General features: G+C 73.1%; 12 protein-coding genes. 2 read left to right on the forward strand and 10 right to left on the reverse strand.

Annotated features, from left to right (window positions below; genetic code table 11):
* Positions 1-18 precede the first annotated feature (18 nt).
* From pheT to infC, 7 genes are all read right to left on the reverse strand, one after another.
* Positions 19-2,547 (reverse strand): phenylalanine--tRNA ligase subunit beta, encoded by a 2,529-nt coding sequence (gene pheT, locus ACIP8W_RS09825; protein WP_401949977.1) that lies wholly within the window; start codon positions 2,545-2,547, stop codon positions 19-21.
* Positions 2,547-3,674: a phenylalanine--tRNA ligase subunit alpha gene (gene pheS / locus ACIP8W_RS09830; protein ID WP_401949980.1), complete on the reverse strand. Its 1,128-nt coding sequence runs from the start codon at positions 3,672-3,674 to the stop codon at positions 2,547-2,549. Before pheS ends, pheT begins: the two co-directional genes overlap by 1 nt.
* 133 nt (positions 3,675-3,807) lie before the next feature.
* Positions 3,808-4,941 (reverse strand): ATP-binding protein, encoded by a 1,134-nt coding sequence (locus ACIP8W_RS09835; RefSeq protein ID WP_401949983.1) that lies wholly within the window; start codon positions 4,939-4,941, stop codon positions 3,808-3,810.
* Positions 4,942-5,025: 84 nt separating this feature from the next.
* Positions 5,026-5,865, reverse strand: coding sequence for a TrmH family RNA methyltransferase (locus ACIP8W_RS09840; RefSeq protein ID WP_401949986.1), 840 nt, complete (start codon positions 5,863-5,865; stop codon positions 5,026-5,028).
* A gap of 130 nt (positions 5,866-5,995) precedes the next feature.
* Positions 5,996-6,382 (reverse strand): 50S ribosomal protein L20, encoded by a 387-nt coding sequence (gene rplT / locus ACIP8W_RS09845; RefSeq protein WP_360772118.1) that lies wholly within the window; start codon positions 6,380-6,382, stop codon positions 5,996-5,998.
* Positions 6,383-6,473: 91 nt separating this feature from the next.
* On the reverse strand, positions 6,474-6,668 hold the full coding sequence (gene rpmI / locus ACIP8W_RS09850) for a 50S ribosomal protein L35 (RefSeq protein WP_401949989.1): 195 nt from the start codon (positions 6,666-6,668) through the stop codon (positions 6,474-6,476).
* A gap of 127 nt (positions 6,669-6,795) precedes the next feature.
* Complete coding sequence (gene infC, locus ACIP8W_RS09855) at positions 6,796-7,476, reverse strand: translation initiation factor IF-3 (RefSeq protein WP_401949992.1); 681 nt, start codon at positions 7,474-7,476, stop codon at positions 6,796-6,798.
* 365 nt (positions 7,477-7,841) lie between these two features.
* Between infC and ACIP8W_RS09860 the strand changes: the two genes are divergently transcribed.
* Positions 7,842-8,204, forward strand: coding sequence for a DUF1844 domain-containing protein (locus ACIP8W_RS09860; RefSeq protein ID WP_401949995.1), 363 nt, complete (start codon positions 7,842-7,844; stop codon positions 8,202-8,204).
* 11 nt (positions 8,205-8,215) lie between these two features.
* Here ACIP8W_RS09860 and ACIP8W_RS09865 read toward each other — a convergent pair whose 3' ends face one another.
* From ACIP8W_RS09865 to ACIP8W_RS09875, 3 genes are all read right to left on the reverse strand, one after another.
* On the reverse strand, positions 8,216-8,959 hold the full coding sequence (locus ACIP8W_RS09865) for an SseB family protein (RefSeq protein ID WP_402154181.1): 744 nt from the start codon (positions 8,957-8,959) through the stop codon (positions 8,216-8,218).
* 243 nt (positions 8,960-9,202) lie between these two features.
* On the reverse strand, positions 9,203-10,399 hold the full coding sequence (gene mycP / locus ACIP8W_RS09870) for a type VII secretion-associated serine protease mycosin (protein ID WP_401950001.1): 1,197 nt from the start codon (positions 10,397-10,399) through the stop codon (positions 9,203-9,205).
* 59 nt (positions 10,400-10,458) lie between these two features.
* Positions 10,459-11,658, reverse strand: a complete 1,200-nt coding sequence (locus tag ACIP8W_RS09875) for a hypothetical protein (protein ID WP_401950004.1) — start codon at positions 11,656-11,658, stop codon at positions 10,459-10,461.
* A gap of 209 nt (positions 11,659-11,867) precedes the next feature.
* Here ACIP8W_RS09875 and ACIP8W_RS09880 point away from each other — a divergent pair, with 209 nt between their 5' ends.
* A complete protein-coding gene (locus ACIP8W_RS09880; RefSeq protein WP_402202562.1) occupies positions 11,868-13,070 on the forward strand; it encodes an amino acid deaminase/aldolase in 1,203 nt (400 codons plus the stop codon).
* Positions 13,071-13,089 lie beyond the last annotated feature (19 nt).

Here is a 13,089-nt window from a genome sequence, read left to right on the forward strand (position 1 = left end):
AGGTAGGGCGTGTGTGCCCTAGGCTCCCCGCAGCACCGCCCCGGTGCGCTCGGCGGCGAGGGCGACCGCCGCGTCACGTGCGGCCGTCGCCTCCTCGACCGTCAGGGTGCGGTCCGTCGCGCGGAAGCGCAGGGCGTACGCGAGGGACTTGTGCCCCGCGCCGATCTGCTCACCCTCGAAGACGTCGAACAGCCGCAGCGACTCCAGGAGTTCGCCCGCGCCCTCGCGCAGCGCCCGCTCCACGTCGGCCGCCGGGACACCGGCCGGGACGACCAGCGCCACATCCTGCGTGGCGACCGGGTAGACGGAGATCCGGGGCGCCTGGAGCGCTCCGGTGGACGCCCGCTCCAGCAGATCGAGTTCGAGCTCCATGGCACAGGTGCGCTCGGGCAGTCCGAGCGCCTTGACGACCCGGGGGTGCAGCTCGCCCGCGTGGCCGACGAGGGTCTCCTCGCCGTCCACCGTGACGTACAGCTCCGCGCACCGGCCGGGGTGCCACGGCTCGTACTGTCCCGCGCGTACGGCCAGCTCGACGCCGGCCTCACGGGCGACGGTACGGGCCGCCTCGACGGCGTCCGCCCAGACGGCGGGGGTGCCCCGGCCCCACCAGCCGGCCTGCTCGCGCGTCCCGGCCAGGACGACCGCGACGCCGCGCGGCTGGCGCGGCAGCGCCGCGTCGAGCGCGGCGATCTCCGCGTCGGTCGGGCGCCGGTCGACGGGCAGGCGTACGGGTACGGACGCGTCGCCCGTGGGCCGGAAGACCAGTCCGGTCTCGAAGAGCGCCAGGTCGTGCGAGCCCCGGCCGTCGTTGCGACGGAGCGCGCCGAGGAGGCCGGGCAGCAGCGTGGTGCGCAGCGCGGGTTCCTCGTCGGAGAGCGGGTTGACGAGGGTGACCGTACGGCGGCGGTCGTCGTCGGCGGCCAGCCCGAGGGCGTCGAGCGCGGCGACGCCGGTGAACGGGTAGTTCAGCGCCTCGACATAGCCGGCCCCGGCGAGCGCGCGGCCCACGCGGCGGTGGAGCCGCTGGCGCTCGGTGAGCCCCCGGCCGGACGGCGGGGTGGGCAGCGTGGAGGGGAGGTTCTCGTACCCCTCCAGCCGGATGACCTCCTCGGCGAGGTCGTTGGGCGCGCGCAGGTCGGGGCGCCAGGAGGGCACGGTGACGATGAGCTCGTCCTGTCCGTACACGTCGCAGCCGACCTCCTGGAGCCGGCGGACGACGGTCTCCCGGCCGTAGCCGACGCCCGCGACGCGGTCGGGGTGGTCGGCGGGCATCACGACGGTGTGCGGCGCGGAGGGCGCGATGATCTCGGTGACCCCGGCCTCGGCGGAGCCGCCCGCGAGCAGCACCAGCAGGTCGACGGTCCGCTGTGCGGCGGCGGCCGTGGCCTGCGGGTCGGTGCCGCGCTCGAAGCGCTTGGACGCCTCGGAGGGCAGCTTGTGGCGGCGCGCGGTACGGGCGATGGAGATCGCGTCGAAGTGCGCGGCCTCGATGACCACCTCGGTGGTGCCGTGGACGGCGCCGGTCTCCGGGTCGGCCGTGGCGTCGGCGATCTCGGTGTTCGCCCCGCCCATCACCCCGGCGAGGCCGATCGGCCCCCGGTCGTCGGTGATGACCAGGTCCTGGGCGTCCAGGACGCGCTGGGCTCCGTCGAGTGTGGTGATCTTCTCGCCGGGGTGGGCGCGCCGGACGCCGATCGGGCCTTCCAGCCGCGCGCGGTCGTACGCGTGCAGCGGCTGGCCCAGCTCCAGCATCACGTAGTTGGTGATGTCGACCGCGAGGGAGATCGGCCGCATCCCGGCCTTCTGGAGCCGGCGCCGCAGCCAGATGGGGCTGTGCGCCTCCGGGTCGAGGCCGGTGACCGTACGGGCCGTGAAGCGGTCGCAGCCCATCGGGTCGGCGATCTTCACGGAGTGGCCGAACGCGTTGGGCGCGGGGACGTCCAGCAGCGCCGGATCGCGCAGCGGCAGCCCGTACGCGATGGCGGCCTCGCGGGCGACACCGCGCAGCGAGAGGCAGTAGCCCCGGTCGGGGGTGACGGCGATGTCGAGGACCTCGTCCACCAGCTCCAGGAGCGCGATGGCGTCAGTGCCGGGCTCGTACTCGGGCGGGAGCACGATGATGCCGCCCGAGCCGTCGTCGCCCATGCCCAGCTCGTCGCCGGAGCAGATCATGCCGTGCGAGGTCCTCCCGTACGTCTTGCGCGCGGCGATGGCGAAGTCGCCGGGCAGGACCGCGCCGGGCAGGACCACGACGACCTTGTCGCCGACCGCGAAGTTCCGCGCGCCGCAGACGATCTCCTGCGGCTCGCCGGTGCCGTTGGCCGTACCGACGTCCACCGTGCAGAAGCGGATGGGCTTCTTGAAGCCCTCCAGCTCCTCGATGGTGAGGACCTTGCCGACGGCCAGGGGGCCCTTGAGGCCTGCGCCGAGCTGCTCGACGGTCTCGACCTCCAGACCGGCGGAGACGAGCTTGGCCTGTACGTCACGGCCGGTCTCCGTCGCCGGCAGGTCGACGTACTCCCGCAGCCAGGAAAGCGGGACGCGCATCAGATCTCCATCCCGAACGGCCGGGTGAACCGGACGTCACCCTCGACCATGTCTCGCATGTCTTCGACGTTGTGGCGGAACATCAGCATCCGTTCGATGCCGAACCCGAAGGCGAATCCGCTGTACTTCTCGGGGTCGACACCGCAGGCGGTGAGGACCTTGGGGTTGACCATGCCGCAGCCGCCCAGCTCGATCCAGCCCTCGCTGCCGCAGGTGCGGCAGGGCTGGTCGGGGTTGCCGACGGAGGCGCCGCGGCAGACGTAGCAGACCATGTCCATCTCGGCGGACGGCTCGGTGAACGGGAAGAAGTTCGGCCGGAGCCGGGTCTTCATGTCCGGGCCGAAGAGCGCCTGGACCATGTGGTCCAGGGTGCCCTTGAGGTCGGCCATGGTGAGGCCCTCGTCGACGGCGAGCAGCTCGATCTGGTGGAAGACCGGGGTGTGTGTGGCGTCCAGCTCGTCCGTGCGGTAGACCCGCCCGGGGCAGACGACGTACACCGGCGGCTCACGGTCGAGCAGCGCGCGGGCCTGGACGGGCGAGGTGTGGGTACGCAGCACCACACCGGACTCGTCGTCCGCCGTCCCCTCGGGACCCCGGACGAAGAAGGTGTCCTGCATCTGGCGCGCCGGGTGGTCGGGGACGAAGTTGAGCGCGTCGAAGTTGAACCACTCGGCCTCCGCCTCGGGGCCCTCGGCGACCTCGTAGCCCATGGCCACGAAGACGTCCGCGACCCGCTCCATGAGGGTGGTCAGCGGGTGACGGGCGCCGGCGACGGTCCGGTCGTACGGCAGCGTGACATCCACCGCCTCCTCGACCAGCACCCGGGCGTCGCGCTCGGCCTCCAGCTCCGCCTGGCGGGCGGCGAGCGCCTTGCTGACGGCGCCGCGCGCCTGGCCCACGCGCTTGCCGGCCTCGGCCTTGGCCTGCGGCGGCAGCGCGCCGATCTCCCGGTTGGCGAGGGCCAGCGGCGAGGTGCCCGCGGTGTGCGCGGTCTTCGCGTGGGTGAGCGCGTCGAGGTCACCGGCGGCGGCGAAGGCGGCGAGCGCCTCGTCCCGCATCCGCTCGATGTGTTCCGGTTTCAGTGCCTCGACCTCGACCGGGTCGTATGACTTGTTGGGTGCGGACATCTCTTCCCGTACTTCCGATTGGCTGGCGAAACGACCCTGCTCGATCACTGGGGGCGCGAAGGCGCGAAGGTGCCAAAGGTCGAGTCTAAAGGTCGTACGAAGGTGGAGGAGCCCGTGGGCGTCCCGGAGCCTGTCAGCTGAGATAGGCCGGAGCGCCGACGGGCAGGATAAATCGGAACTGGGCGCCGCCGCCGGGCCCCCGGCCGACGGTGATCGTCCCGCCGTGCGCCTCGACGATGCCCTTGACGATATAGAGGCCGAGCCCGGTCCCGCCGCGCTTGCTGCCCCGCCAGAAGCGGGTGAAGACGCGGCTCATCGACTCCTCGGGGATGCCGGGGCCCTCGTCGCACACGGTGACAACCGTTCCCTTCTCGGTCTGCGCCGCGTGGCTGATGTCCGCGGCGGCCACCTCGATGGTGACGGTTCCCTCGCCGTGGCGCACCGCGTTTTCCAGCAGATTGCCGAGGACCTGGTCGATCTTGTCGGGATCCGCCCACAGATCGGGCAGCGGCTGCTGTATCCGTACGAGGAAACGGTCCGGGGACTGCCCCGAGGTGGTGTGCGACTGGACGTGCCGCGTCACGGCCGCGCCGATGTCGACGGGCTGCCTGCGCAGCTCCAGCCGCCCGGAGTCGATCCGGGAGATGTCGAGCAGTTCGGCGATCAGCCGGGTCACCCGGTTCGCGTCGGCGTCGACGGTCTCCAGCATCAGCCGCTTCTGGTCGTCGGTGAACCGCTCCCACTTGGCGAGCAGCGTCGCCGTGAACCCCTTGACGGAGGTCAGCGGGGAGCGCAGCTCGTGCGCGACGGTGGCGATCAGCTCGGAGTGGCTCAGCTCGGTGCGCCGCCGGGCCTCCGTGCCCCGTACGCAGACGACCAGCCGGTGGAGGGGGCCGGTCGGGTACGCGCGTACGTAGCGGGCGGAGACCAGCACCTCACGGCCGCCGGGCAGCAGGAGATTGCGCTCGGGCTGCCCGACCCGGGTGGCGAGCCCGCCGTACGGGTCGGTCAGGGTCCACCAGCGGCGGCCCTTGAGGTCCTCCAGCGGCAGCGCCCGCTCCAGCGGGTGGCCGAGGGCGGCGGCGCGGGGTACGGCGGTGATCCGGACGGCCGCCGCGTTGAAGCAGACGACCCGGCCGGTCTCGTCGGCGACGATCAGCCCGTCGGGGAGGTCGTCCGGGTCGATCCCGGTCCCCGTCACGCCGGTCGCCGGAGCACACGGTAAGGCTCCCTGGACAGCGGCGGACCTGCTCGCCCCGACCGTCATACGCGCATCCCACCTCTTCCGCGTAGCTCAGTGGGTACCCGGAAACACCACACTACTAGCCGTACGTGACCGGGCGAACCCCCCTCAATGTGTGCCGCGTACCCGCTGGGCGCGCGCTGAGGCATAGAGACATACGGCCGCGGCGGTCGCCAGGTTCAGACTCTCGGCCTTTCCGTGGATCGGCACCCGCACCACCGCGTCCGCCAGTGCCCGGGTCTCCGCCGGCAGTCCCCAGGCCTCGTTGCCGAAGACCCAGGCGGTCGGGGTGGCCATGGTGCCCGCGTCCAGTTCGTCGTCGAGGTCGTCCTGGCCCGCGCCGTCCGCGGCGAGGATCCGCACCCCGGCGTCCTTGAGCCCCTGGACGGCCTGTTCGACGGGGACACCGACCGTGACCGGCAGATGGAAGAGCGAGCCGGCCGAGGCCCGGACCGACTTGGGGTTGTAGAGATCGACGGAGGCGTCGGTGAGGACGACGGCGTCGGCGCCCGCCGCGTCGGCGCAGCGCAGCACCGTACCGGCGTTGCCGGGGTCGCGGACATGGGCCAGTACGGCGACGAGCCGGGGGCGGGCCCGCAGGATGTCCTCGAACGGCGCGTCGAGGAAGCGGCAGACGCCGAGCAGCCCCTGCGGGGTGACGGTCTGGGAGACCTCGGCGAGCACCGCGTCGGGCGCGTAGTGCACCCGGGCGCCGGTGTCCCGGGCCGCGTCGACGATGTCGGCGTACCGCTCGGCGGCCTCGACCGTGGTGAACAGCTCGGTCAGGGTGGGTTCCCCGCCGCTTCCGCGGTGGGCCACCGCCTCCCGTACGGCCTGCGGCCCCTCGGCGATGAACCGGCGCTCCTTGACCCGGAAGGCGCGCTTGGCGAGCCTTCTGGCGGCCGTGACGCGCGGGGAGCGCGGGGAGATCAGCTCGGGCGTGCCCATCGGCGGCGGTTCTCACTATCTGGTGGCGGCGGAAACAGGTCCGCACAGGGGAACGTACGGGTGGAACGCGCCGGACCCGCAGGCGCGATGCCTGCGGGTCCGGCGGAGAGCACATGCTGCCCGATCGTGATCAGGCGGCGGCCTTCGGAGCGTTGACGTCGCTCGGAAGGGCCTTCTGGGCGACCTCGACCAGCGCGGCGAACGCGTTGGCGTCGTTGACGGCCAGCTCGGCGAGGATCTTGCGGTCCACCTCGATGTTGGCGGCCTTCAGACCCTGGATGAAGCGGTTGTAGGTGATGCCGTTGGCGCGGGCAGCGGCGTTGATCCGCTGGATCCACAGCTGACGGAAGTCGCCCTTGCGCTTCTTGCGGTCGTTGTAGTTGTAAACGAGGGAGTGGGTGACCTGCTCCTTCGCCTTGCGGTACAGGCGCGAGCGCTGACCGCGGTAACCGCTGGCAGCCTCCAGGATCGCCCGGCGCTTCTTGTGGGCGTTTACTGCCCGCTTGACGCGTGCCACGTGTTAACTCCTTGTAGCTGGATCGCGGTGGTGACGCGACCCGAGAACGGCATGGTCCAGGTAAGTAGGGGGCCCGGGAGGGGCCGCGCTACTAGATACCGAGAAGCTTCTTGGCCTTGGCGGCGTCGCCCGGCGCGAGCTCGACCGTGCCGGCGAGGCGACGGGTCAGGGTGGAGGGCTTGTGCTCCAGGAGGTGGCGACGGCCCGCGCGCTGGCGCAGGATCTTGCCACTGCCGGTCACACGGAACCGCTTCTTCGCACCACTGTGGGTCTTGTTCTTCGGCATGACGCCGTTCTCTTCTCGTCGGTGGCGCTCCCAGCCGGTCGTTTCCGACCGGCGCACGGGAGCGTCAGATCTCTGGTGTGTGGTTTCCGTACGGAGCCGGGGCCTGCCTGGATGGCACCCCCACGGTTCACGCGTCGGAAGACGCCTCGGCCGGGGCTTCGGCGGCGGCTTCGGTCTCGGCCGGGGCGTCGGCCGACTCCTCTGTCGCGTAGCCCTGGCGCTCGGCCTTGCGGGCGGCCTGCGCCTCGCGAGCCTCGGCCATGGCCTCGGTCTTCTTCTTGTGCGGGCCCAGAACCATGATCATGTTCCGGCCGTCCTGCTTCGGGTTGGACTCGATGAAGCCGAGCTCCTCGACATCCGAAGCGAGACGCTGGAGCAGTCGGAAGCCCAGCTCGGGGCGGGACTGCTCACGACCACGGAACATGATCGTGATCTTGACCTTGTCACCCTGCTTGAGGAACCTGACGACGTGACCCTTTTTGGTGTCGTAGTCGTGCGGGTCGATCTTCGGCCGGAGCTTCATTTCCTTGATGACCGTGTGCGCCTGGTTCTTGCGCGCCTCACGGGCCTTCATGGCCGACTCGTACTTGAACTTCCCGTAGTCCATGAGCTTGCACACGGGCGGACGGGCTGTCGCCGCGACCTCGACCAGGTCCAGGTCGTACTCCTGCGCAAGCTCCAGGGCCTTGGCGAGCGGGACAATGCCCACCTGCTCACCACTGGGACCGACAAGTCGCACTTCGGGAACGCGAATCCGGTCGTTGATGCGGGGCTCGGCGCTGATGGATCCTCCTCGGTAGCACCACACGACTGTCTGGCAGACAGCCGCGTAACGTCTGTTTACAGACCAACCGCGGCGGAACATCAAAAATGCCCCGGACGGCACACAGGCAGGAGCTCCTCGAATACCGGAGCACCGCCGTGCAGCTACCACGGGGCGCATCGGGCAGTTCCATCGTCCGTACGGAACGATGGGGACTGCCTGACCGGTGACCCGCCGCCCGGTAGGGGCAGCCAGGTGGGAGATCGGAGCCTCCACTTGTGGGCCGGGCACACACGTGTCCGACCGGTCGTTCCAAAAGCTTAGCATCCGCGCGGGGCTTGTGCTAAGTCGTGGGTACACGCCCACTCCCCCGAACGGTCCCGTCCCCCCGTACGCCTATCGTGTGACGCATGAGCGACGCGACCCCACCCCAAGACACCCCCGGCTATGACGCCATGGCCCGCGACATCGCGGAGGTGCCCGCCGTCGAGGTGATCGTCACGGTCGCGGTGAACCTGATGAGCGCCGCCGCCGTCAAGCTCGGTCTGACCGAGGAGGGCGACGAGCACAAGGACCTGGACGAGGCGCGCAAGCTGGTCCACGCGCTGGCCGGGCTGATGGACGCGAGCGCGACGGAGATCAGCTCGTTCCACGCGGCGCCGCTGCGCGACGGGCTGAAATCGCTCCAGCTGGCGTTCCGTGAGGCGTCGGTCGTACCGGACGAGCCCGGACAGGGCCCCGGTGAGAAGTACACGGGCCCGGTCTACGGCTGACCGGCTCTTCCTTACCTCCGTACGAACAGGGGCTCGCCCGGTGGGGCGGTCTCGGCCGGCAGCAGCGCCAGGTCGAGTCCGCGTACCAGGCGGGCCCTCAGTACGTCGTCGGCCGCCAGCGCCCCGGCGATCCTGCGGGCCGCCTCCGCCGGGGCCGCGGCCGGGTCCAGTACGAGCGCGAGGGTGCCGTCCGCGCTGCCCGGACCCAGATGGGCCCGGACCACCGCGGGCTCGGCGGCGACGGCCGCCCGCACCGCCGCCACCACGGCGGGGTCCGCCAGCGGATCGGCGCTGGTGCGCCCCTCGGCGAGCGCGCGCAGAGCGGCCCCGGTGAGCTGGTAGGTGACGGGCCCCGCCAGATCCAGCACCAGGGTGTCCGCCTTCTCGTGCGCGGCGGCCCGGAGCGCCTGGTGCAGCGGTACGGCGACGGGCCGCGCCTGCGGGTCCCAGCGCGCCAGCGCCTCGGTGGAGGTGAAGGCGGGCAGCGCGCGCCGGTCCCCCGCCCGCAGCGTCGGCACGGCCATGTCGCTGGTCTTCTCGCGGCGCAGCCCCGTCGCCGGGTCCTCCTCCACCTCCCCGAGCACCGCGACCACGGGCACCAGCAGCCTGGCCCCCCGGAGCGCGGCCAGCACCCGCCCCTCGGCCCCGGGCGCCGACCGGTCCGGCTCCCACGCGGCGAGCGCCGCCGTCAGGGCGGGATCGGCGGTGCCGTCGTCGTCGGAGAAACCGGGGTCGGGGATGTTCTTGAGGGTCACCGGATCAGCCTAGGGGCTGTCCGACACATGGCGCCGTCCGCCCCCTTGGGGCGGGGCCCGGCGGCGTCCGGTGCGTGCGATCGCAAGGCGGTGGGGGGAGGCGGCCGAGGGAGTGCGTGCCAGGCGTCGCCGGCTCTGGAGGCACCTCCCGGCCGAAGGCCGGGGGAGGGATTTGTCGGACAGCGCCTGGTCAGGCCGTGGTCCGCGCGGTGGGCCGGGCGGTCGCGCGCAGGAGCGAACCGCTCAGAGGCGGGGGCCGACCCGTCTGACGCCGCCGCGCCACAGGAGGACCGCGCAGGCCAGCAGCAGCGCGCCCGCTCCGCCCGCCATCGGCGCGAGCCAGACGGCGGGCTCCGGCTCCTCGCGCGGGACGGCGGGGCCGCTGCCGAAGTACTGCTTGTCGTAGCTCGCGGCGTCGGCGGCCTCGGTCTTCAGATCCGTACGGGAGAGCTTCGCGCCCGCCGCGATCGCGGCCGCCGGGTCGACGAATCCGTACCCCTTGGAGTCGTCGCGGCCGCCCTCGGGGTGGTCGCGGGCGGTGTCGGCGAGGAGCTTCTTGATCTGGGCGGGGGTCAGACCGGGGTGCGCGGAGCGTATGAGCGCGACGGCTCCGGAGACGAAGGCCGCGGCGGCGCTGGTGCCCCAGCCCTCGTAGTAGCGCCGGTCGGGGTCGGCGATGACGACGTCGACACCGGGGGCGCTGACGGTGGCGTACCAGCGGCGGGTGGAGAACGCGGCGCGGGTGCCGTCGCGGTCGACGGCCGTCACGGCGATCACGCCGGGGTAGGCGGCCGGGTAGGAGACGCGGTCGCCCTTCTCGCCTCCGTTGCCCGCCGAGGCGACGACGACGGCGCCCTTGTCGAGCGCGTAGCGGACGGCGGCGTCCTCGCCGGGTTCGGGGTGGGCGGACTCGCTGTCGTCGCCCAGGGAGAGGTTGATGACGTCGGCGCCCTGGTCGGCGGCCCAGCGGATGCCCTCGGCGAGCGCGCCTCCTTTGGAGGTGCGCGCCTTGGCGCGGGCCGGGTCGGTGCCTTCGAGGATGACCCGGACGGGGAGGATCCTCGCCTCGGGGGCGATCCCGAGGACGCCCTCGGAGCGGTTGAGCCCGTGGCCGTGTCCGGCGATGATCCCGGCCATGGCGGTGCCGTGCCGGGCCCAGGAGCGGTCGCCGCTCACGGCGCCGAAGCCGATCAGGTCCTTGCCGGGGAGTACCTGTCCTTCGAGGTCGGGGTGGCTGTCGTCGACGCCGGTGTCCAGGACCGCGACCGTGACGCCGGTGCCCTGGGCGCTGCGCCAGGCCACTTCGGTGTGCAGGGCGTCCAGGGCCCACTGCCGGGCCCGTATCGCGTCGGCGTGCGCCGGGGTCGCGGGCAGCAGCAGGAAGGACGTGGCGGCGAGCACGGCGGCGAGGCGGCGGGGCCGGGCCGGCCTGGGGGTCATCGTCATGGGTCCTCGTCGGTGGGCTGATCGGGGTCCGGGCCGGGGCGGTGTCGTCCGGCTCAGGGCTGTTCGACGGTGCCGATGCTGACGGTCTTGCGCAGGGCGCGTTCGATACGGTCCGCGATGCCCTGGGCCTCATGGCCGAGGCCCGCCTGCGCGGGCGCGGTCGTGGCCCCGGCGACCATGGCCTGCCGTGCGGGCTGGGGCGCCGTGAACGTACGTCCGTCGGCGAAGCCGGAGACGGCGTACACGACGACGGGCGCCTCGGTGAGGACGTTCACCGTCCAGCTGGCGCGCTGCGCGTCGCCGAACGCGGCGGCGGGCGTGTCCTTGACCGGGAACGTACGGGGCATCAGGTCGGCGCGGTCGGCCAGGTCCTCGTCCCGGAAGCGGGTGCGCAGGGCGGCCGTCGTGGTGGCGTCGCCCTCGGTGAAGACGAGCCCGACCGTGGTGACGCTGCTCGATGTGGCGTCCACATAGGTGGCGCGCAGCACGCGCGCGCAGCCGACCGGGCGCAGGGCGGTGAGCAGCAGCGGGTCGAGCGCGCGGGCGCAGCCGCTGTCGGGGGCGACCCCGACCCGGGTCCAGTCGCGGTCCGAGCCGCCGGGGCCCGCGCCGTCCCCCGTGAGGGTGGTCGGGAAGAGGCTGTTGACGGGAACGCTGTGCCACAGGGCGCGTGCCGTGGTGAAGCCGTCGCGGACGGCGGGCTCGGCGGCGGAGTCGCCGGTCAGCCAACTGCCGGTGACGGCGCCGCCGATGAGCCCGAGGCCGAGCACGGCACAGACCACGGCGGCGGCGGTCCTGCCGGGGTGCCGCGCGGGCACGGGCACCAGCGTGGCGTACTCCGGCGGGGACGGCCAGGGGTACGGCGGCGCGACCGGCCGCTCCGGTACGGCCGGCGGTGCGGGGACCTCGGATCCCGGTACGGGCGGCGGGGGCGTCCGTACCGGAGCGCGCGCCGGCCGTACGAAGGACACCGGCGGGGGGACAGCCGGTGTCGGGGCGCCGTAGACGGGCCGCCGGACCTCGGAGGGCGCGGCCGGGCGGGCCGGGGGCGGGGTCCGGTCCGGGGACTGCGCGGGGATGCGCAGCGGGGGCGGGCGCAGCCGCCGGCCGTCGGCGACGCGGGCCGCCGCGGGCGAGACGCCCGCGCGCCGGGGGTCCGCCGGGGCGTCGGCGGAGGGGGTGGCCGGGCCGGGGGCGCGGGGCGGGGTCGTGGGGCGGGGTGGTACGGGAGCGCGTGGTGCCTCGGTGCTCATCCGCCCCCCAGTGCCGCCTGTGTCGATCCGGTCCTCGTGCCGGTCGGTCCTCGTGCCGGTCGCCGTACGGAGCAGGCCCGTTCGACGCGGCGTGTGCGTCACTCTACGGGCTGGAGCGGGCCCGGCGGGAACGACCGCGTGGGCCGGGGCATATCTGGCCCGGATCATCCCCCTACCCGCGCGTAATCATGTCTGGCAAGCTGCGGGCCATGAATTCGCGTGCCAGTGACCGGACCCGGTACGACCGGGCCACCGCCCATCTCGACGCACCGCTCGCCATCGTCGACCTCGACGCGTTCGACGCCAACGCCGACGATCTCGTCCGGCGGGCCGGCGGCAAGCCCGTCCGGGTGGCCAGCAAGTCCGTGCGCTCCCGGGCGCTGCTGGAACGCGTCCTGGCCCGTGCGGGGTTCGCGGGGATCATGTCGTTCACGCTGGCGGAGTCGCTGTGGCTGGCGCGCGCCGGGTTCGAGGACGTGCTGCTCGCCTATCCGTCGGCGGACCGCGCGGGCTACGCCGAACTCGCCGCCGATCCCGAGCTCGCCGCCGCCGTCACCGTGATGGCCGACGATCCGACGCAGCTCGATCTGATCGACGCGGCCCGCGCGGGCGGTCGCGAGGAGATCAGGGTCTGTCTGGAACTCGACACGTCCTTGCGGATGCTGGGTGGCCGGATCCGGATCGGCGCGCTGCGCTCCCCGCTGCGCGAACCGGCCCAACTGGCCGAGCTGGCCCGGTCGGTGGCCCGCCGCCCCGGTTTCCGGCTGGTCGGGCTCATGGCGTACGAGGGCCATGTGGCCGGGGTCGGGGACGCGCTGGCGGGGCGGCCGCTGCGGTCGCGGGCGATCCGGCTGATGCAGTCCGCCGCCCGCCGGGAGCTGGCGGAGCGGCGCGCGGCGGTGGTGCGGGCGGTGCGGGCGGTCGTACCGGACCTGGAGTTCGTCAACGGCGGCGGCACGGGCAGTGTCCAGCACACGGCGGCCGAGGCGGCGGTGACGGAGATCGCCGCGGGCTCGGGGCTCTACGTACCGAGGCTCTTCGACAACTACACCTCGTTCACGGGCCGTCCGGCCGCCCTGTTCGCGCAGCCGGTGGTGCGCAGGCCCGGGGTCGGGGTGGTGACCGTGCTCGGGGGCGGCTATCCGGCGTCGGGGGCGGCGGGCCGGGACCGGCTGCCGGTGCCGTATCTGCCGGAGGGGCTGCGGTACGACGGCCGGGAGGGGCCCGGTGAGGTGCAGACTCCGCTGCTCGGCTCCCCGGCCGACGATCTGCTGATCGGCGACAAGGTGTGGTTCCGGCACGCCAAGGCGGGCGAGCTGTGCGAGCGGTTCGACACCTTGCGGCTGATAGAGGGCGACCGGGTGGTCGGGTCCGTACCGACCTACCGGGGCGAGGGGCTCGCCTTCCTCTGAGCGCGCTGTGTCCACGGCC

The organism is Streptomyces sp. NPDC088554 (genome assembly GCF_044752945.1).
Taxonomy (GTDB): domain Bacteria; phylum Actinomycetota; class Actinomycetes; order Streptomycetales; family Streptomycetaceae; genus Streptomyces.

Bases quoted from the DNA above. Each gene is read 5' to 3' on its own strand.
- ACIP8W_RS09860 (WP_401949995.1), top strand. From the start codon at position 7,842: ATGAGCGACGCGACCCCACCCCAAGACACCCCCGGCTATGACGCCATG.
- pheT (WP_401949977.1), bottom strand. From the start codon at position 2,547: ATGCGCGTCCCGCTTTCCTGGCTGCGGGAGTACGTCGACCTGCCGGCG.
- mycP (WP_401950001.1), bottom strand. From the start codon at position 10,399: ATGACCCCCAGGCCGGCCCGGCCCCGCCGCCTCGCCGCCGTGCTCGCC.
- pheS (WP_401949980.1), bottom strand. From the start codon at position 3,674: ATGTCCGCACCCAACAAGTCATACGACCCGGTCGAGGTCGAGGCACTG.
- ACIP8W_RS09875 (WP_401950004.1), bottom strand. From the start codon at position 11,658: ATGAGCACCGAGGCACCACGCGCTCCCGTACCACCCCGCCCCACGACC.
- ACIP8W_RS09840 (WP_401949986.1), bottom strand. From the start codon at position 5,865: ATGGGCACGCCCGAGCTGATCTCCCCGCGCTCCCCGCGCGTCACGGCC.
- ACIP8W_RS09880 (WP_402202562.1), top strand. From the start codon at position 11,868: ATGAATTCGCGTGCCAGTGACCGGACCCGGTACGACCGGGCCACCGCC.
- rpmI (WP_401949989.1), bottom strand. From the start codon at position 6,668: ATGCCGAAGAACAAGACCCACAGTGGTGCGAAGAAGCGGTTCCGTGTG.
- ACIP8W_RS09835 (WP_401949983.1), bottom strand. From the start codon at position 4,941: ATGACGGTCGGGGCGAGCAGGTCCGCCGCTGTCCAGGGAGCCTTACCG.